At 67.7% G+C, this 21,324-nt stretch carries 11 protein-coding genes; 3 read left to right on the top strand and 8 right to left on the bottom strand.

Annotation, left to right across the window (positions count from 1 at the left end; genetic code table 11):
• Positions 1-821 precede the first annotated feature (821 nt).
• The 8 genes from ACFTSF_RS41190 to ACFTSF_RS41155 all read right to left on the bottom strand — a co-directional run bounded on the left by ACFTSF_RS41190 (position 822) and on the right by ACFTSF_RS41155 (position 7,564).
• Complete coding sequence (locus ACFTSF_RS41190; RefSeq protein ID WP_344164374.1) at positions 822-2,585, bottom strand: proline--tRNA ligase; 1,764 nt, start codon at positions 2,583-2,585, stop codon at positions 822-824.
• Between the two features lie 87 nt (positions 2,586-2,672).
• The gene (locus ACFTSF_RS41185; RefSeq protein ID WP_380160992.1) at positions 2,673-3,044 is read right to left on the bottom strand and encodes a DoxX family protein; all 372 of its coding nucleotides are present in this window, start codon (positions 3,042-3,044) and stop codon (positions 2,673-2,675) included.
• A gap of 24 nt (positions 3,045-3,068) precedes the next feature.
• Entirely contained in the window at positions 3,069-3,893 is an 825-nt protein-coding gene (locus ACFTSF_RS41180) for a GNAT family N-acetyltransferase (RefSeq protein ID WP_380160990.1), read from the bottom strand.
• Positions 3,894-3,940: 47 nt separating this feature from the next.
• Entirely contained in the window at positions 3,941-5,203 is a 1,263-nt protein-coding gene (locus ACFTSF_RS41175) for an MFS transporter (protein WP_380160988.1), read from the bottom strand.
• Entirely contained in the window at positions 5,200-5,673 is a 474-nt protein-coding gene (locus ACFTSF_RS41170; RefSeq protein WP_380160986.1) for a GNAT family N-acetyltransferase, read from the bottom strand. Before ACFTSF_RS41170 ends, ACFTSF_RS41175 begins: the two co-directional genes overlap by 4 nt.
• Complete coding sequence (locus ACFTSF_RS41165) at positions 5,670-6,308, bottom strand: VOC family protein (RefSeq protein ID WP_380160984.1); 639 nt, start codon at positions 6,306-6,308, stop codon at positions 5,670-5,672. The genes ACFTSF_RS41170 and ACFTSF_RS41165 overlap by 4 nt, the downstream gene beginning before the upstream one ends.
• Positions 6,305-6,469, bottom strand: a complete 165-nt coding sequence (locus ACFTSF_RS41160; RefSeq protein WP_344164356.1) for a CopG family transcriptional regulator — start codon at positions 6,467-6,469, stop codon at positions 6,305-6,307. Before ACFTSF_RS41160 ends, ACFTSF_RS41165 begins: the two co-directional genes overlap by 4 nt.
• Positions 6,470-6,502: 33 nt before the next feature.
• Positions 6,503-7,564: a LacI family DNA-binding transcriptional regulator gene (locus ACFTSF_RS41155; protein WP_380160982.1), complete on the bottom strand. Its 1,062-nt coding sequence runs from the start codon at positions 7,562-7,564 to the stop codon at positions 6,503-6,505.
• Positions 7,565-7,620: 56 nt separating this feature from the next.
• Between ACFTSF_RS41155 and ACFTSF_RS41150 the strand changes: the two genes are divergently transcribed.
• The 3 genes from ACFTSF_RS41150 (at position 7,621) to ACFTSF_RS41140 (ending at position 21,311) form a co-directional block, all read left to right on the top strand.
• A complete protein-coding gene (locus tag ACFTSF_RS41150) occupies positions 7,621-10,599 on the top strand; it encodes an AbfB domain-containing protein (protein WP_380160980.1) in 2,979 nt (992 codons plus the stop codon).
• A 139-nt stretch (positions 10,600-10,738) separates the two neighbouring features.
• Positions 10,739-17,152 carry a polymorphic toxin type 50 domain-containing protein gene (locus ACFTSF_RS41145; RefSeq protein ID WP_380160978.1) on the top strand — a complete coding sequence of 2,138 codons (6,414 nt, stop codon included), beginning with the start codon at positions 10,739-10,741 and terminating at the stop codon, positions 17,150-17,152.
• 118 nt (positions 17,153-17,270) lie between these two features.
• Positions 17,271-21,311: an RICIN domain-containing protein gene (locus ACFTSF_RS41140; protein WP_380160976.1), complete on the top strand. Its 4,041-nt coding sequence runs from the start codon at positions 17,271-17,273 to the stop codon at positions 21,309-21,311.
• The last annotated feature ends 13 nt before the right edge of the window (positions 21,312-21,324 follow it).

The following is a 21,324-nucleotide window of genomic DNA, read 5'->3' as shown; positions in this document are numbered from 1 at the left end:
GCCCCGCCCGGGCAACCAACCAACCCATCAGATTCCATGCCCGGCCCGCAAAACACCATTCCGCAACAGCCTCCTGGACCCGAAAATCCTCCGACCAACGCAAGACCTCGAGCATCACGCACCTCAGCCACAGCCCGTCAGCCCCAGGCAACGCGGAGCCGCGGTAGCCAGCCTCGCCATCCGGCCCAGCCACCCACGTGGCCCGCCCTCTTGCTTTGTCGGCCGCCTTTGGTGGTCGAGTCGGGGTACAGGTCCGAAAGGACTCGGCCGGGGACGTCCGCTCTGGCTGATCGCCGCGCCCGGCCGACCAAAAAGAAAGCGTGGCCGGGCGCCGCGGTGACTGAGGTAGATGGTTCGGTCGGTGACCGCGCTCCCCCGTCGCCTGAGGTTGCCGGGCTCTGGTTGCTGTGCGGGAAAGACGCCCGCCGGCAGCTGACCCACCCCGCACCTCACCAAACCACTCCGCGTTTCATCAACCACCCCGCGCCGCGCCTCACCACCCGCTTCGCGCCTCACCAAACCACCCCGCGCCTTCGTCCCGCGCCTCACCGAACCGCGCCGGGCCTCGTCGTGTGGGTAGTGGGGTGGTGCGTTGGGCGGTTTTTTTTCGCGTATGGCGCCCCAAAGTTACCGAGCAACGCGACCTGCGCCGCCGTAACGTCCGATGATGCGGAGAGCACGCTTGCGGGTTCTTCGGACGCTACGGGGAGCGGGACGCCGGTGCACCGTCAAACGCGTCGCGGCGGGAGGTGTTGAGGGGTGGGACACGAAAGGGACCGGGGCACCTGGTTGGGTGGCCGGTCCCTTTGGGTGTGCTGGGGTTAGCTGCGGATTGTGGTGAGCAGGTGGTCTACTACGTCGGCTACTGGGATGTCGGCTCGGGTGTTGGAGCGGCGGTCTTTGACCTCGATGGTGCCGTCGGCTAGGCCTTTGCCTACTACGGCGATGGTGGGGACGCCGATGAGTTCGGCGTCCTTGAACTTGACGCCGGGGCTGACCTTTTCGCGGTCGTCGTACAGGACGGTGAGGCCGCGGGACTCCAGTTCGGCGGCGATTTCGGCGGCCTTCGCGAAGAGTTCGGGGTCCTTGCCGGTGGCAACCAAGTGGACGTCGGCGGGGGCGATCTCGCGCGGCCAGACCAGGCCCAGTTCGTCGTGGTTGCCTTCGGCGATCGCGGCGACGGCGCGGGTGACGCCGACGCCGTACGAGCCCATGGTGACGGTGACGAGTTTGCCGTTCTGGTCGAGGACCTTCAGGTCGAGAGCGTCGGCGTACTTGCGGCCGAGCTGGAAGATGTGGCCCATCTCGATGCCGCGCGCCGACTCCAGCGGGCCGGAACCGTCCGGTGCCTCGTCACCGTCGCGGACCTCGGCGGCCTGGATCGTGCCGTCGGCGGTGAAGTCGCGGCCGTGCACCAGGTTGATGACGTGGTAGCCGGACTTGTCCGCGCCGGTCACCCAGGCGGATCCCTCGGCAACCCGCGGGTCGAGCAGGTAGCGGATCTTCGACGCGTTCTCGGAGCCGAGCACGCCCGGGCCGATGTAGCCCTTGGCCAGTGCGGGGTTCTTCTCGAAGTCGGACTCGTCGAACGCGACCACCTCGGCCGGCTCGACCTGGGCGCCCAGCCGCTTCTCGTCGATCGCCCGGTCACCCGGTACGCCGATCGCCAGCGGCTCGCGGGTGCCGTCGGGGTTGACCAGCATCACGAGCACGTTCTTCAGGGTGTCCGCGGCCGTCCACTCGCGGCCGTCGGTGCGCGGGTGCTTCGCGTTCAGGGCGTCGACCAGGGTGTCGATGGTCGGGGTGTCCGGGGTGTCGACCACCTCGGCGGCCGGGACCGCGGACGCGTCGACCGGCGCGGACTGCGCGACCACGACGGCTTCGACATTCGCGGCGTACCCACCGGCGGAGCGGACGAAGGTGTCCTCACCGTTCTCGGCGATCGCCAGGAACTCCTCCGAGCGCGAGCCGCCCATCGCGCCGGACATCGCCTGGACGATCACGTAGTCGAACCCGAGCCGGTCGAAGATCTTGATGTACGCGCCGCGGTGTGCCTCGTACGACGCCGCGAGCCCGGCGTCGTCGATGTCGAACGAGTAGGAGTCCTTCATCACGAACTCACGCCCGCGCAGCACGCCGGCCCGCGGCCGGGCCTCGTCGCGGTACTTGTTCTGGATCTGGTAGATCGACAGCGGCAGGTCCTTGTACGACGAGTAGAGGTCCTTCACGACGAGCGTGAACATCTCCTCGTGGGTCGGACCGAGCAGCATGTCGGCGCCCTTGCGGTCCTTGAGCCGGAACAGGTTCGGCCCGTACTCGGTCCAGCGGCCGGTCGCCTCGTAGGGCTCGCGCGGCAGGATCGCCGGGAAGACCAGCTCCTGCGCGCCGATCGCGTCCATCTCCTCGCGGACGATCCGCTCGACCTTGCGCAGCACTCGCAGGCCGAGCGGCAGCCAGGTGTAGACACCAGGCGCCGTACGGCGGATGTAGCCGGCGCGGACGAGCAGCTTGTGGCTCGGGACCTCCGCGTCCGCCGGATCCTCGCGAAGGGTGCGGAGGAACAGCGACGACATACGCAGAATCACGGGAACTCCAAAAGGGATGGAACAAAGGACGACCTAGAGGATATCCGTCTCCCGGGCATCGTCCGACCAGTTATCCCCAGGGAGGGTTCACTTCGTTTCGCGGGAAGCTTTCAGCGCCCATTTGATCAGCGGCACCTGGAACGGCAGCCGCGCCCACGCGATCGCCTTCTGCTGCGGCGATCCCTTGCGCTGGATGTCCGCCGCCATCTGCACGTTCGCCGGGAACACGGCCACCAGCAGCCCCGCACTCGCGAGCCCGGCCAGCCGCCGAGTCTTCGGGTGCAGCAACCCCGCCGCGCACGCCAGCTCGGCCACACCGGAGGCGTAGACCAGCTCCTTCTTCCGCGGCAGCGCCTTCGGCACGATCTTCTCGAACTCCGCGGGCTTCACGAAATGCAGCACACCGACTACGCCGAACAGCACGGACAGGCCGGTCGTGGTCTTGCTACGGGACGCCATGCGCGCCACCTTACTACTGGGTAATCAGAACAAGATGGTGGCAAAAGTCTCGACGGTCCGGAAGCCGACCCGCTCGTACGACCGCCGGGCCGGTGTGTTGAACGCGTTGACGTACAGCGTCACCACCGGCGCGATCCGGCGGGCGAGCTCGACCACCGCCGCCATCCCGGGCGCCGCGATCCCCTGCCCGCGGTACTCCGGATCCACCCAGACCCCCTGGATCTGGCAGACCCCGGTGCCCACCGACCCGACCTCGGCCTTGAACACCACCCGGCCGTCCTCGATCCGCGCAAACGCCCGCCCGGCCCGGATCAGCTCGGCCACCCGGGACCGGTAGAAGGTCCCGTCGGGTCCAGTCTGCGGCGGTACGCCGACTTCTTCGGTGTACATGGCGACACAGGCCGGGTACAGGATCGGCAGCTCCACCGGCTCGACCGCACGCACGAGCGGATCAGCTGCGACCGTCGGCGGACCATCGATGACCATGAACGGCTGGTCGCCGCGCACCTCGCGGGCCGGACCCCAGTGCGGTTCGAGCGCGGTCCACAGCTGGTCGACCGCGCGCGCCGGTCCGAGGATCTGGAAGCAGTTGCGGCCCCGACGCAGCGCGTACGCCGCAAATGCGCGCAACGCGGCGTCGTCGGCACCGACCGGAACCATGTTCCCGCCGGCGTGACACAGCGCCTCGAGGACGCCCTTGTCGACGTACCCCCAGACCTCGGCACCGCGCCGCGGATCCAGTCCGGACGCCTGCACGAGACTGTCGACGAACACGTTGACGACCGGTTCACGGGCGATCACCGCGCGCGCCGCCGCGAGGTCACGAGGACCGAGAACCCGTACGCCCACGCGCAGAACCTAGCGGATGACCCGGCGCCCGTGACACTCAAGGGCACTTAAGGGGCGTGTCCGGTCGCCGCAGCGTCGTGCTCGGCCGCGATCCGGCGCAGCGGTGAGGTCCACGCCACGATCACACCGACGAAGCTCGCCAGGCCGACCAGCACCATGCCCGTCCGGATGCCGAGCTCGTTACCGAGCAGACCGCCGACCATCGCGCCCAATGTCCAGCCGACACCCCAGGACAGCATCCGGCCGGCTGTGTTCACCCGGCCGAGCAGGTGCTCCGGTGTGACCTGCTGGCGGTAGGAGACCGCGTTGACGATCACCAGCACGTACGACGAACCCCAGAGCAGCAACGCTAATGCGGCCACCACCCAGCCAGGCGACAGTGGCGTGAGCACTCCGATCGCCGCGGACGCCGGGAGCGCGTAGAGCGTGATCGCGGCCGGCGCCCGTCGTTTCAGCAGCCGTGGCAGCGCGAGTGCGGCGATCAGCCCACCGATCCCCCAGGTCCCCCACACCAGTCCGAACCGGAGGCCCGACGTACCGACGTGCAGCACACGATCACACCAGACGACGATCAGGGCCATGAAGCCGCCACCCGCGAAGGACTGCAGGCTGCCGACGATCGTCATCGTCCGGACACCTGGGTGGCGAGCCAGATAGACGATGCCTTCGGCGATGTCACCGAGTACGACGCGCGGCCGCAACGGCGGCTGCCCTTCCCGCGACTCCGACAGGGCTCGGATGATCCCGCGCACGGCCAGTGCGGACGCCACGAAGCTCAGAGCATCCAGAGCGAGCAGTCCGGCCGGATTGACGACCGCCAGCGCCAGTCCGGTCAGTGGTGGCACGAACAGTTCGATCAGACTGGACGCGGACCACACTGCGGAGTTCGCCTGTGCCACTCGGGCCCGGCCGACCAGTACTGGCAGCGCACCGAAGTTGGCACCGTCGAAGAAGGTATAGACCGCCTGTACGACGAACGCGACCACCAGCACCTGCGCAACTGTCAGCACGCCGAGCAGTTGCGCCACCGGCACCGAGCCGATCAGTACGGCGTTCACCAGGTCGGCCGACACCATCACCCGGCGCCGGTTCCACCTGTCGGCCAGAGCGCCGGCAAACAGCCCGGTCAGCAAGTACGGCGCTGCCTCGAGCGCCGTCACCGCAGCTGTCAGAACTGTCGACCCACTCAACCGATAGACCAGCACTGGCAACGCAATCGCCGTCACCATCGAACCGGTCGTCGACAGGGCCCGAGCGGCGAAGTACCGCCGGAAGTCCGGATCGTCCCGCAACCGCGGCGGCGGTGTCACAGCGCGAGTCTCATCCACTTCAGTTCGTCCCCGAGGTCCCGAGTCGGCGTTCTGAGCGGCTCCCCGAACCCGTACGCCTCATAGAAGCCGATCGCCTTCGTGTTGTCGACCAATACATCGAGCAGGAGTTCCGACGTACCGGCTGGCAGAGCGGCCACGGCAGCGTCGAGCAGCGCCTTACCCACTCCCCTCCCCTGCTGATCCGGGAGCACGTACAGCTTCCACATCACCCAGAAGCCCTCCTCCTGCCCCAGACCAGTCATTCCGACCAGTACGCCGTTCTCCTCGGCCACCAGCGTGAGTCCGGTCCGGATGCCGCGCTCGACCACCTCAGGCGACCACCACTGCGCCAGACCGTCGGTGATGAACTCCTCGGACGCCAGGCCGGCGTACGCGACCGGCCAGGTCGTCAGTCCGATCTGCCGCACCGCATCGACGTCCTCAGCCACAGCCCGCCGTACGGCGATCACCCGTGCACCACGACTGTCTGACCGTCCGGGTCGGTGATCTCGAGTACGTCGCCGACCCGGCTGACGTGGTGACCGGCCTCGGCCAACCGCCGCCGTACGAGGTCCAGGTCCTCGCTCGTGGTGAGCTCCAACCGGATGCCGTCGCCGAACCGCGCCAGCGCGTCGAGACCGACCACCGCCAGGAACCCGCGCCAGGCTGTCTCCTCCTGGGCGTCCAGTTGCGGTGTGACCAGCCAGCGCTCGTCGGGACGCGTCTCGTTCAGCTTGTAGCCGTAGAGGTCGTCACTGCGCTCGTCGATATGGATGTGCGCACCATCCGGACCGGCCACCCGCAGCACCCGCCCATAGGCCTCGTCCCAGATCACTGCGTCGGCGTACCCGGCCTGCTCGAACAGCTCCTTCAGCCGATCGACATCCGCTGCCTCGAACGACAGTGAGGTCTGTCCGGGCTGACCACCGGTCGAACTGCTCGCCGCACTGTGCAGCGCGACCATCCCGCGCCCGGCCAGCATGTCCACCCAGTCGCTGCTCCGCGCGGTCTCGATCCGCGCCTGCAACCCGAGCGTCTCCAGGAACGCCCGCATCTCCTTCACCCGATCCGTGAACCGCAACGGCCGAACCACCACGTCAATCATCCGCGTGCCTCCCCATGCTTGTCGAGGTACTCCGCCAGCGCCTGCTCGACGAGCGCCGACAGGCTTGCGCCGTCGTCGATCGCCTTGTGTTTGACCCGCCGCACCAGGCCCGGCGGCAGGTACACGTTGAACTGCACCTTCTTGTCGCTGTCACCACTCATGGCTATATTGCTAGCATCCTAGAGAGCTACCAGTCAACGGGTGACGACGCGGAGGTAGGTGGTGTCACGGGTGTGCAGAGTGATCGGCAGGACGACATTGCGAGGTGCGGTAGACGTGGTGGCGAGAAGGTCGACCGCGGTGCGGCCGAGGTCGTGGACCGGGAGGGAGGCGGCAGCGACAGTGAGCGGGAGGACGCTGGCCGGGCCGGCGTCGTCCATGCCGGCGAGCTCGATGTCGCCGGGGACCTCGTAGCCGAGGTCTGCGAGTTCACGGGCAGCCGTGGTGACGATGAAGCCGTCGGAGCAGAGCAGAACGGTCGGAGGCTCGGGCTGACTGAGCAGTGCGCTCAGGCGGGCCTTGCGTGCCTCGGGCACGAGGAACTGGTGCGTGCTGAGCGCAGTCAGGTCCGGCCGCGCCTGTAGACCGTGTGCGCGGAGCGCTTGCTGGTGGCCGCTGAGGCGGTCGCGCACACTCGTGCAGTCGACCTCTCCCCACAGCGTCGCCATCCGCTGGTGCCCAAGACCGATCAGGTACGACGTCAGCTCGTACCCGACCGCGAATTGGTCAGCCAGCACCGCATCGGTCGGCACATCGGGTTGGTACCGGTCGATCAGCACAACCGGCAGCGCCAGGTCTCGCAGTACCTGGGACGACCCCTCAACCGGGTACAGCGCGATCCCGGTCACGCCACTGGCCACCGCTCGCCGCAGTGCGCGCTCCTGCAGTTCCAGCGAGCCCTTGCTGTCGTAGAGCACCAGCTCGAACCCCAGCTCATCACACCGAGACTCGACGCCGGTGATGATGCCCTCCTTCACCGGCCCCTGCCCGTGAATCACCAGCGCGACCGCACGTCGCCGTACCGGCTCCGGCGCTCGCTCACGCACACGCTCCGCCACGAAGGTGCCGCGCCCCTGCTGCCGGACCAGCACCCCGTCGGCGACCAGATCGTTCAGTGCGCGGATCGCGGTCGTCGTACTGACGCCGTACCGCTCGCAGACCTCGCGCTGGGTGATGAACGGCCGGTCCGGGGTGTGACCGCCCTGGGCGATCAGGGCGCGGAGCTCCCGCTTGACCTGCTCATACCTCGGGAGCATTTGCACCACCCTCGAATCGGTTGCCGCGTTAATGCATTAAATCCTACGGTCGGATCATGCGACTGCTCGCGACCGCCCTCACCACCGCTCTGACCACCGCCCTGCTGGCCGCCGGACTCCACGGCACGGCCACCGCTGCCCCGGCAGCAATCACCGCCACGAACCTGACCGCCGACTTCTCGGTCGACAAGGGATCCGGGTACGCCGAGGTGTTCGGCTCCGGGATCAACGTGCCGGCCCTGACCGACACCGCCAAGATCGACACCCTGCATCAGGCCGGCACCCGGTTCATCCGCGGTGACGCCTACCTGCAGCAGATCCTGCCGCGCAACACCTCGATCGACGCCTACCTGGCCAGTCTCGGTACCGCGGGCAGCGTGTCCGACCCGAACACCTGGGACTGGAGCAAGTACGCCTGGGTCGACGAGCACCACAAACGCGGCACGAAGACGATCCTGATCCTCAGCTACTCGATCGACTGGCTCGGCTACAACGGCAGCGACTTCAGCCCGCCTCGCGGCGACCGGGGGTTCCAGGTCTACGAGGACGTGATCAATAAGATCTACCAGCGGTTCCGCGGCAAGGTCGACCTGATCGAGGTCTGGAACGAACCGGACCTGCCGGGGTTCCTCCAACTGGGCGGATCACCGTGGGGAGACAGCCAGAACGATCGGATGGCGGCGTACAGCCAGATCTACCAGCACGCCTACGCCGCCGTGCGCAGCGTCGACACCGAGATCCCGATCGGCGGACCGACATCATCCAACCCCGGCCAAGGGCTGGCCTGGGTCGACAAGCTGCTGGCCGATCCCGCGCTCAAGAACAAGTTCGACTTCCTCAGCTACCACGAGTACAACCCCTACACGGACAACCGCGGTGAGGCCGTCGACTCCTTCCGGCAGCACGCGGCCGCGCAAGGCCGGCCGAACATCCCGGTGTACGTGACCGAGTGGAACTACTCCGCCGCGTACGAGCGCGTCCCGATGAACGCGAGCGACGCGCGCAGCCTCAGCTACTCGGCGCTGCGGATGACCAACCTCTACAACCAGCGCGCGAACGGCGCGAACGTCTTCGCCGACAACGACGAGGCGATCGAACCGAACTTCTTCGGCGTCCACAGCAACGGCATGCTCCCCACCCGGGCTCGCGCGTACCAGCTGCTGTCCCGCGACCTCGGCCTCGGCGACGGCGTCAGCAAGCTCCGCCAGGTCTCCACTCCCCCGAACAACTCCACCGGCTTCGGCGCAGCCACCACTGCAAGCGGCGACAACGTCAGCTGGGTCGTCAACGACTCCGCTCAACCACTCACGGTCGACCTGCAGCTGAAGGGGCTACCTAACGGTTCAACCGTCGCCAACCTCTTCGAGGCCAGTCCGAACCAGAACCCGGTGACGCCGAAGTCCGCCGTCAACCTCACCATCACCGGCGGCGCGACTCACGTGGCGCTGACAGTCCCGCCGTACTCGGTCAGCGGCGTCCGGCTCGGAACCAATGCCCTGGGCAACAATCTCGCCCGGTCCGCGACAGCCACCGCGTCCAGCGTCAGCAAGGCCGATCCCGGACTGGTCGCGGCCAACGTCCTCGACGGAACCGTCGGCGTACATGGCATCGGCGAATGGGCGTCGGACCAGGAGCTGAGCCCGAACCTGACGCTCACCTGGCCTTCGGCGCAAACCATCGGCCGTGTCGTCCTGTTCGACCGCGCGAACCCAACCGATCTGGTGAGGTCCGGCAGACTCGTCTTCAGCGACGGCAGCGTCGTACCGATCCCGGAGCTGCCGAACAGCGGCCTGGCCAAGGACATCACGTTCGCACCCCGCAGTACGACGTCCGTCCGGCTAGAGCTCACCGGCGCCGGCCTGAACGTCGGCCTCTCCGAGATCCAGGTGTACGACGGCGCTGACGTCGCCCGCGAAGGCACGATCACGGCCAGCACCGGGTCGCCGTACAACGCGATCGACAGCCGTCCGTCGTCCGAGTGGACCTCGACCGAGACCGGTCCGTGGGTCCGCATCGACTGGGTCAACACCCACCAGCTCGACCGCATCGTGCTCAACGACCGCGCCGACCTGGCCAGCAACATCACCGGCGGCACCCTGACCTTCAGCGACGGCACCAGCCTCGCCGTCACCGGCATCCCGGCCGACGGTTCGGCCAAGGTCGTGAGCTTCCCGGCCAAGTCTGTGACGTGGGCCAAGTTCACCGCGACCGGCTCCGGCAGCAACGTCGGCCTGTCCCAGCTCCGCACGCTCTCGGCCCCGAACCTCGCCTCCAGCGCCGCCGCGACCGCATCATCGACGTACCGCAACGATCCCGCGTACGCCGCCTCGGCCGCGACCGACGGCGTGGTCAACCAATGGTTCGCCGGCGAATGGGGATCGAACGGCGAGGTGAACCCGAAGCTCACGCTGACGTGGTCAGTGCCGCAACGCCTCAGCCAGGTGATCCTCTTCGACCGCAGCAACCTCGAGGACCAAACCCGCGGCGGCACCCTCACCTTCAGCGACGGCAGCAAGGTCGCCCTCTCCGGCCTCGACAACACCGGCACCGGCCTCGTCGTCAACTTCCCCGCCCGCACGACCACCTCCGTCCTCTTCGAAACTGCCGGCGGCCAAGGCCTCAACAACGGACTGGCCGAGATCCAGGCCTTCGCCGCCAACGACACCCGCCGCCTCGAATCCGTCGACGAACCCGGCAAGTTCTGGCGCCACCGCAACGGCCTCGCCCGCATCGACCTCCCCGGCCAGCCCGAGGCCGACTTCGACTTCCGCATCGTCGCCGGCCTCGCCGACCGCGACGCCATCAGCTTCCAGTCCGTCAACTACCCCGGCGACTACCTCCGCCACGCCGGCGGCCTCCTCCGCCTGAATGCCCACAGCAACGACCCGGTCTACCGGGCCGACGCCACCTTCCACCCCGAAGGCCGCACCTTCCGCTCCCACAACTATCCCGACCACACCCTCCAACACACCCCGGAAGGCCAGCTCCAGATCGCGCCCGGTACCACCCCCGCCGCGGAGTTCGTGCTCCGCTGACCCGGAATCCGGTTTCCCCTTTCGACCCTGTTCGAATGGTCCAGAGGTGCCTTCGAACAGGGTCGAACAGGTTGTCGAAGCTGCTGGTCAATCGTTGGAATACCAGGGCCCACGTCCGTCAGTTATGAAGAGAGCACCCATGCCCAGTGCCCTTTCGCCCCGGCGCCAGTCCTGGCGCCGGTCCGGCCGGATCGCGATCACCACCACGGTCGCCTCCGCCCTGATCGCCACCCTCTGGGGACCTGCCGCCAACGCAGCGCCCCTCAAGGACGACCCTGCTTGGAAGCCCAAGAAGGAGAAGTCCGTCCCCACCAAACCCTTCAAGGCCATCCCCAAGGCAGCCGACCCGGCCGAGGCCGCAGCGGCCAAGCCGGTGCAGAACAAGGTGACCTGGCCCAAGGCCGGTACCGCGGAGGTCGCCGTACCGGCTGCACCGTCGGCGTGGAGCGCGGCACTGGCCGGCGGGCGTCAGGCAGGCACCAAGACCCAGGCCGGCACGCTGCCGATCTGGATCGGCTCGGCCCCGGCGTCGACCGCCAAGGCCGCCGCTGCCGACGCGACCCCGGCCAAGGTGAAGGTCGATCTCACTCGCCGCGGCACCGACGGTCTGCAGCTCAAGCTCAACCGCACCGACGGCGTCGCCAAGAGCGGCAAGGTCTCCCTGCAGCTGCGCTACGAGGAGTTCCGGGACGCCTTCGGTGGCGACTGGGCTCAGCGCCTGCGGGTGATCGACCAGTCGACCGGCAAGCCGATCGCCGTCCAGAACAACGGCTCCGGCAACCTGACCGCCGACGTCCCGGTCGGCGCCAAGGCTTCCACGTTCACAGTCCAGGCCGCCGCCGCGGGCGGCACCGGCAACTTCGGCGCCTCGCAGCTGGCCCCGACTGCGACCTGGCAGGTCGGCGGCTCTTCGGGTGACTTCGCCTGGCAGTACCCGATGAACGTCCCGCCGAGCAACGGCGGCCCGACCCCGAAGCTGAGCCTGGACTACAGCTCCGGCGGCGTCGACGGCCGCACCTCGGCGACGAACAACCAGCCCTCGTGGGGTGGCCAGGGCTTCGAGTTGCAGCCTGGCGGTTCGATCGAGCAGCGCTTCGCGTCGTGTGCGTCCAAGACCGAAAGCACCGGGAACAACGGCACGAAGGCCACCGGTGACATGTGCTGGGCGGGCGAGAACGCCACCTTTACGCTCAACGGTAAAGGCGGTGAGCTCGTCCGGGACGATGTCACGAAGACCTGGCACCCGCGCGCCGACGACGGCTCGGTGATCGAGAAGCTCAACGGCGCCGAGAACGGCGACGACGGCCGCACCGACGCCGAGAAGGGCGAGTACTGGCGGCTGACCACCAAGGACGGCACCAAGTACTACTTCGGTCTCAACAAGTTGCCTGGTGCAACCACCCAGCGGACGAACTCCGGTTTCACCATGCCGGTCTTCGGCAACCACTCGGGCGAGCAGTGCTTCACGGCCGGCAACTTCGCGGCGTCCTGGTGCCAGCAGGTCTACAAGTGGAACCTGGACTACGTCGTGGACCGCCAGGGCAACACGATGAGCCTGTTCTACGACACCGAGACCAACTACTACGGCCGCAACCAGACCGAGACCGCGCCGACGGCGTACACCCGTGGCGGCAACATCCGCAGCATTGAATACGGCCAGCGCGACGGTGCGACGTTCAGCACCCCTGCGGTCGGCAAGGTTGAGTTCACGACCACCGAGCGCTGCCGCGACGGCAGCGGCTGCTCCGCGCCCGACGACTACCCCGACACGCCACTGGACCAGCGCTGCATCGGCGTGAACGGCGCTCCCCCGACCAAGTGCGAAAAGACCAACCCCTCCTTCTTCACCACGAAGAAGCTCTCCAAGGTCAGCACCTACGTTCACCGCGGCTCCGGCTTCGACCTGGTCAGCAGCTGGAACCTGCGCCACACATTCCCGGAGAACGGTGACAACACCAAGCCCGGCCTCTGGCTGGAAGCCATCACGTACGCCGGTCACGTCGGCAACGCCGGCGGAATCGCGATTCCCGAGGTGAACCTCGACGGCATCCAGCTGGCCAACCGGGTCGACGAGGTCGGCGACAACCTGCCGAAGATGAACTGGTGGCGCGTCAACCGCGTCTCCTACGGCACCGGCGGCGAACTCGCCATCGACTACTACCCGACCGACTGCAAGCCCGGCGACGTACCACCAGCCGACACCAACGGCCGCCGCTGCCACCCGATGAAATGGACTCCCCCGGGCTCCACCACCGAGCGCCAGGACTGGTTCCACAAGTACGTCGTCAAGTCCGTCACCGAGACCGACCGCGTCACCGGCAACGAGCCGATGGTCACCACGGTCGAGTACCCGGGCGCACCCGCGTGGCGGCACGACGACGAGGACGGCCTGGTCGAGATCGGCCAGAAGACCTGGTCCCAGTGGCGCGGCTACGACCGCACCATCGTCCGCAAAGGCAACGTCGGCGGCCCGCAAACCGTCACCGAGAACCGCTTCTTCCGCGGCATGGACGGCGACAAACTCGCCGCCGGCGGCGTCAAGGACGTCAAGGTCGAAGACTCCACCGGTGCCCTGGTCGAGGACCAGCCGCCGTTGTCCGGTCAGGCGCTGGAGACCCGCACCTTCAACGGAACCGAAGAGGTCCAGCGCACCATCAACGACCAGTGGATCTCCGGCGCAACCTCGACCCGGGTCCGCTCCTGGGCCACGGTCAGCGCCTTCCAGGTCGAGCAGGGCGGCAACCGTCAGTTCGAGAAGCTGGCCGGTGGCGGCGAACGCAAGAGCCAGGCCTTCAACACCTACGACGCCGACGGTGTCCTGCTCAGCAAGACCGACCTGAGGGACCTGAGCACGGCCGCCGACGACACCTGCGCCAGCTACGAGTACACGACCAATCCCGCGGCCGGCATCAGCGAGATCCCCAAGCGAGAGCTCAAGGTCGCGGTCGCCTGCGGTAAGGCCTACACCAAGGACCAGGTGATCTCGGACAACCGCACGTACTACGACGGTGCCACATCGCTGACCGCTGCTCCGGTGCGCGGCAACGCCACGAAGACCGAGCGACTGTCCGGCTTCGCGGCCGACGGCACCCCGCAGTACCAGGTCACCGGAACGACCAAGTACGACGACCTCGGCCGCGCGATCGAAATGAGCAACCCGCGGAACGAGACCAGCAAGGTCGTCTACACCCCGGCCGGGCCGGGACCGGTCACCAAGGTCGAGTCGACCAAGCCCAACGGCCAGCAGACCGTCGTCGAACTCGAGCCGGCCTGGGGCCAGCAGGTCGCGACGATCGACGAGACCGGCAAACGTGCCGAGATGGCGTACGACCCGCTCGGCCGGACCACGAAGGTCTGGTACCCGGGCCACAGCGGTGCCGCCGTACCGGCTGCCGCGCCGTCGGCGAAGTCCGCCGGCAACGTCGCCGGCCTGGCCGCGGCGGCCGACAACAGCGCCGTGGCCGATGTGAGCTACACCTACGGCATCCATGCCGACGACCCGCTCACGGTCAGCACGACCACGCTGCAGGCCGACGGCAGCACCGAGGCCGAGATCCAGATCTACGACGGGCTGATGCGGCCGCGACAGAGCAAGGAGACCGGCAAGACCGGTGGTTCCGTCGTCAACGACGTCAAGTACGACAGCCGTGGACTCGAGGTCAAGCAGAACGGGCCGTTCTACAGCGACACCCCGGTCACCGAGCAGATCCTCATTCCGGTGGAAGAGGAACTACCCACCCAGAAGGTGACGCTGTACGACCTCGCCGGCCGACCGACGACCGAGCAGGTCAAGTCGTTCAACCGGGTGCTCTGGGAGACGACGCACACGTATTCCGGCGACAGCGAGACGATCGACCCGCCGACCGGCGAGACACCCACCACCAAGATCACCGACGTCCAGGGCCGGCTGCTCGAACTGCGGCAGTACACGGGTGACTCCGCCACCGGTGCCTACGACAAGACCAGCTACACCTACAACGAGCGTGGCGGCCTCGCCGCGATCACCGACCCGGCCGGCAACAAGTGGACCTGGGAGTACGACGTCCGTGGCCGCAAGGTCAAGGAGACCGATCCCGACAAGGGCGTCACCAGCTACGGGTGGGACGAACTCGACCGGATGACGTCGAAGACGGACGGCCGGGGCCAGACGACGGCCTATGAGTACGACGTCCTCGGCCGCACCACCGTGATGCGCGACGGCTCGGCCACCGGGCCGAAGCGGGCCGAGTGGCTCTACGACACGTTGCTCCCGGGCATGCCGACGTCGTCGACCCGCTACGACAAGGACGGCAACGCCTACACCAGCCGGGTGACCGGGTACGACACCCGCGGCCGGGCCACCGGCAACGAGTACGTGATCCCCGCCAACGAGGGTGCGCTCGCCGGTACCTACAAGTTCGAGAGCACCTATCGCGACGACGGGCAGACGGCTACCGAGTCGGTCCCAGGGGCCGGCGGCCTTCCGGCCGAGACACTGCAGTACGGCTACAACGCGCAGGACCAGCAGACCACCCTCGGTTCAGCGACCACGACGTACGTGCGGGGCACCACCTACACGTCGTTCGGTGAGGCCGAGCAGATCACGATGGGCTCGACCAACGGCAAGTGGCTCTCGATCGGTTACACCTACGAGGACGGCACCCGCCGGCTCTCGAAGGTGACCACCGAGCGGGAGACGTCACCGAGCCGGGTCTCCGAGGTCGAGTACATCTACGACGACTCCGGGAACATCAAACAGCTCAACGACACTCCCTCGTCGCTGAGCGGGGAGCAGACCGACACGCAGTGCTTCAGCTACGACTACCTGCGCCGGATGACCGGGGCATGGACCCCGAAGCCGGGTGAGGACAACGCACCGGGCGACTGTGCGGCCGCCCCGAACGCCGCCAACCTCGGCGGACCCGCGCCGTACTCGCACAGCTGGACCTTCGACAAGGTCGGCAACCGCAAGACCGAGACCAAGACCTCGGCGACCGGATCCACCACGGCGACCTACACCTACCCGGCGGCCGGACAGTTCCAGCCGCACGCGGTTCAGAGCGTCGTCACCACCGGCACCGGCATGCCCGCCGGCGGCCGGACCGACAACTACACCTACAACTCCGGCGGCGACCGGATCTCGCGGTCGATCGGCGGCACCACGGAGAACTACGTGTGGAACGCCGAAGGCAGCCTGGAGAAGGTCACCAAGGGCGCCCAGGAGACGTCGTACCTGTACGACGCGAACGGCGAGCGGCTGATCCGGCGCGACAACACCGGTACGACGCTCTACCTGGGCAGCACCGAGCTTCTCCTGAAGCCGGGCGCGACGACCACCGAAGGCACCCGCTACTACCAGCTCGGCGGCAAGACGGTCGCGGTTCGCCAGCAGGACAAGGTCAGCTGGCTCGGCGCCGATCACCACGGCACCTCGACGACGGCCGTCGCCGACAACGCCACCCAGACGGTTCAGCGTCGCCGGGAGGACCCGTACGGCAACCTCCGCGGACCGGCTCCGGTCAGCTGGCCTGGCCAGCGTGGCTTCGTCGGCGGCACCAACGACGCGTCGACCGGTCTGGTTCATCTGGGCGCCCGTGAGTACGACCCGACGATCGGCAAGTTCATCTCGGTCGACCCGAAGATGACCATGGACGATCCGCAGTCGCTGAACGCCTACATCTACGGCAACAACAACCCGATGACGTTCAGCGACCCGGACGGGATGTCCTGGTTCAGCAGCATCGTCGAGAGCATCAAGACGGTCGCCACCACGGTCAGCAACCGGGTCGTGGAGACGTTCCACGAGACGATCAACGTCACCTCGACGGTCGTCAACTACGTCAAGGACGCGGTGACCAAGACGGTCGAGGCCGTGACGTACGCCGTCACGCACCCGGTCGAAGTCATCAAGAAGGTCGAGAAGATCGTCAAGACCGTGGTCAAGACCGCGATCAAGGTCGCCGTCAAGGTCGCCAAGAAGGTCAACGAGATCCGTAAGGATCCCGTGGGCTCGCTGAAGAAGGCGGCGGCCGCGGTGGTCAAGACGGCCAAGGCAGTGGCCCACACGGTCAAGGCAGCCGCCGTGAAGGCCGGCAAATGGATCTACGAGAACCGCAAGATGATCCTCGCGATCGTCGCCGAGGTCGCGCTCACGATCGCCATCGGAGCGATCACGGGTGGGGTCGGGGCGCTCGCGCTGCGCGGGGTCATGATGGCCGCCCGCTACGCGTCCTCCGCGAGCAAGCTCGTCGCGACGGCGAAACGGTTCGAGGTCGGGCTGAAGGCGGTGCACGAGGGCAAGCAGGGCAAGCACATCCTCGGCCACAACAACTTCAAGACGGGCAAGAGCGAGCTGTCCGAGGACGCCAGCCAGCTCATCTCCCGCGGCTTCGGGCGGGGCCGGCAGGTCGGGGACAAACCCCCGGGGACGGCCGGGTACAAGGAGAAGGTCACCTACGACCAGAACATCGGCACCTCCGTCGCCGAGAACGGCACGAGGACACCGACCAACTCCGGCATCATCCACTACAACGGCAAGGGCGAAGCGCACATCGTGCCGGCGATGCCTGAATGACCCGGCTGCCAGGTAGCTGAATTCCTGCGGGCCAGGCGTCGTGTCGAGTCAGCTCGACACGATGTCCGGCCCGCTGTGAGCTGTTTCCATGAGGTCTTCACAGTGAGGTGATCGCAAGATGCGATGGGGAGCACTGACGGCGGGACTCGCCGCTGCTGGGTTGTTGTTGCCGTCGGCAGTGATTCCGGCCGATGAGGCCGTGGCGGCGCAGGACGCGCCGGTGGCCAAGGACGTTGCACCGAAGGCGGAGGACCTGTCGCCGTCCGGCAAGGCGGCGAAGGCGGCCCGGGAGACCGGGCGCCGCGTCGAGGTACCACAGTTGCGGTCCGAGACCGGGGAGCTGTACATGAACCCGGACGGGACCAAGACGATGGTCCAGCACGCGTTGCCGGTGCGGGTGCGGCAGGCGGACAAGTGGGTCGCGCCGGATGCGACGCTGGTCAAGGGCGCCGACGGGAGCATCCGGCCGAAGGCGGCGATGACGCCGATCGTGTTGTCGGGTGGGGGCTCGAAGCAACTGCTGACGATCGGGAAGCGCGGCCGGCAGATCAAGCTCGGCTGGCCGCGCGTCCTGCCGGAACCGCGGCTGGCGGGTGACACCGCGACGTACGCCGAGGTGCTGCCCGGCGTGGATCTGCGGATCGTTGCCGGGGTCGCCGACGTCCAGCACCTGCTGGTGGTGAAGAACCGCGCGGCGGCGGCGAACCCGGCCTTGAAGACCCTGCGCTACCCGGTCAGCTCGGACGGCCTGAAGCTGTCGGTCCGCAAGGACGGTACGACGATCGGCCGGGGCCCGAAGGGTGAGACCGTGTACACCGCTCCCCCGCCGACCATGTGGGACGCCACCGGGAAGCGGGTCGCCGTCGGGATCAAGCTGGCCGGGTCGGCGATCGTGCTGACGCCGGACCAGAAGCTGCTCGCCGACCCGAAGACCAGGTTTCCGGTGCTGATCGACCCGGACCTCAACGGCAAGCCGGTCAACTGGTTGCACGTCAGCACGCTGATGTCGGGCAGTGACCAGGGCTGGACCTACGACCGCGACAACGAAGGCGCCAAGATGGGCCGGATCTACGAATATCCCACTGAGGAGAAGTACCGGTCGATGTTCCTGCTGAACACGACCGACCAGGGCAAGACGATCGCCGGCAGCCAGATCATCAGCGCGACGTTCGGCATCATCATCAACAAGTCGCCGGACGGGACCAAGCGACCGGTGCACCTGTGGTGGCTGAACGATCTGCACACCACCGATGTCGTGAACTGGGGCAATCAGGAGGGCTACTGGCGCGAGCATGTCGCCAGCGGCGAGGGTGAGGCCTATCCCTGGAACGAGGACAACCTGATCGAGATGGGCAGCGAACGGACCCGGCAGATCCTCCAGGAGGTCGCGGACGCCCGCCGGCCGACCGTCTCCTTCGGCCTGCGGGCCGCGAATGAGCGGGACCAGAACCAGTGGAAGAAGTTCCATCCCTGGAGCGCGTACATCTCGGTCACCTACAACACGGCTCCGCGGATGCCGAAGGACTTCAACTTCGTCCGGCCCCGGCCGTGCGGCACGCAGGCCAACCCGACCGCGATCTCCAGCATCCCGCCGCAGTTCGCCGCGATCGCGAACGACCCCGACGCCGGCGACAACGTGACCACCAAGCTGCAGATCTTCGACGCGGCCGGCACCGAGGCGTACTCCTCCGACGTCGGCCCGACGGTCAGCGGCGCCGCGTTCTCGTGGCCGGAGATCCCGGCCGGCAAGCTCGCCCCCAACACGCCGTACAAGTATGTCGCGACCACCCGGGACGGCCGTGCCAGTGGGCCGACGACGCCGGACTGCTGGCTGATCATCGACACGGTCCGCCCGGCCTCGGCGGTCATCCAGTCCACCGACTTCCCGAACGGTGAGCTCGGCCTGCCGACGCGCACCGCCGGCAAGGTCACCTTCAAGCGCGGCAACGCCGCCGACACCGATGTGGCGGAGTTCCTGTTCGGCTACGCGCAGGACAAGATGACGATGCGCGTGAAGGCCGGCAGCGACGGCACCGCCACGATTCCGGCCACGCTCTTCAAGGATCCGATCACCCAGACGGCCAAGGCGACCTTGTTCGTCAAGGCCGTCGACCGGGCGAACAACCTCAGCGAGCGCTTCACGCAGTACAGCCTGCGGGCCCGCACCGATGCCGAGCCGCCGGAGAGCCATGTCCGCAACGACGTCAACGGTGACGGCCGCGCCGACATCACCTCGGTGGTCGACCAGGGCTTCGGCCGCACCTCGGTCTGGAACTTCGTCTCCAAGGCCGACGACACCTTCCACTCCGGTTACATCGGCTGGGACGCCCGCGAGGGCAGTGGGTTCAACCTGTACCGCACCCGCCCGGTCCAGGGGGATCTCGACGGCAACGGAAAGACCGACCTCGCGCTGTTCCGGGAAGGCGCCGGGCGGCAGATCTACCTGTACAAGCTGACCTCCGACGGCAATCGGTACGACGCACCGCCGGCACTGTGGAACAGCGGGCCGAACGGCTGGCCGCTGAGCACGGCCCGGATGATCGGCGGTGACGTCGACGCCGACGGCAAGGACGACATCGTCGTCCAGAACGCCGGCAGCGACAACTGGAGCGCGCTCGTGTTCCGGGGCGCCGACAACTTCGCGACCCCGACGACCTGGGCCACCTCCGCGGCCGGCAACCCCTGGTCGGCCAGCGCCCCGCTGCTGGCGGACATCGACGGTGACAACAAGCTGGACCTGGTCAGCGTGCGGAATCTGAACGGGTGCCGCACGACGGTCGACATGTACAAGTCGACCGGCACCAGCTTCGCCGCTGCCCAGACCATCTACGACTCCGGTGCCGGCAACCTCTGCTGGGAGAAGGGCCGCCCGGCGGTCGCCGACACCAACGGGGACGGCAAGGACGACCTTGTCCTGCTCTACGAGTACGGGAAGGTCGGCACGCAGACCGATACCGGTCTGACGGTCCTGCGTTCCAGCGGAACCGCCCTCACCGCGAGCAGCTGGTGGCGCAAGACCGTCGACCTCGATCTTGCGAAGGCGACCTTGACCACCGGCGACTACAACAAGGACCAGCTGGACGACGTCGCCATCATGTACTCCGGTGGCACCGCGCCGGTCGACCGGCAGGTGTTCAGCTTCCGGTCCAGCGGTACGGCGTTCGCCGACCAGGTGATGGGGTGGCAGGGCGAGGTCGGCGCGGTGGCCGGGCCGAAGTTCGACATCGAGCGCCGTACCTATGAACTGGTGAACCGCAACAGCGGCAAGTGCCTGAACGTGTCGGGCGCAAGCGTCGAGGACAAGGCCGCCTACGTCCAGTACAAGTGCCTGCCGGTCGATCTCAACGCCCGGTTCCAGATCGCGCAGATCGCCGGCACCGATCAGTACGCACTGAAGCCGATGCACACCGCGGTGGGCGAGGGCCCGCTGAAATGTGCGGACCTCGGTGGCTGGAGCATGGAGGACGGCGGCGAGCTGATCCAGTGGCCGTGTGGCAACGGGAACGGCGAAGCGACCGCGAACCAGCAGTTCAAGCTCACCTACGTCGACGGCGCCAGCTACGACACCGTGATCCAGCTGAAGGTTGCGCACAGCGGCAAGTGCCTGTCGATCATCGACGCTTCACCGGCCGACCTCGCACCGGTGAAGCAGGAGACCTGCGGCCAGGGATCGAACCAGCAGTGGATCCTGCGCCCGTCGTACAACGCCACCCCGCTGGGCGAGAATCTCACCGCCAAGTACCGGACCTCGGCGGCCACCAATGCCGCGGGGGTGCTCGACGTCGAGAACTGCCAGACCGAGGACGGTGCCAACGTCCGGATCTGGGACGACGTCGCCGGGAGCGCGTGCGAGTCGTGGAAGCTCGAGAGTCTCGGTGACGACCTGTACAAGATCGTCGACGGGAACACGGCGAAGGTGCTCGACCTCGAGGGCTGCTCGAAGCTGCCGGCCGCCAACGTGACGCTCTGGACGAGCAACGAGTCGGAGTGTCAGTTGTGGCGGATCGAGCCGACTCCGGGCGGTACCTACAGCGTCATCCAGGCCGGCACCGGGCTGTCGATGGATGTTGCCGGATGCAACCGTACGACGCACGCCGAGGTCATCACGTGGTTCTACCACGGCGGGCCGTGCCAGCGGTGGACCTTCCAACGGCGCTAGTCGAAAGTTTGGG

Source organism: Kribbella sp. NPDC056951, from assembly GCF_042674205.1.
GTDB classification, from domain to species: domain Bacteria; phylum Actinomycetota; class Actinomycetes; order Propionibacteriales; family Kribbellaceae; genus Kribbella; species Kribbella yunnanensis.
Note: the sequence above shows the minus strand (reverse complement) of the source record. Positions and strands in the feature narration are given on the sequence as shown.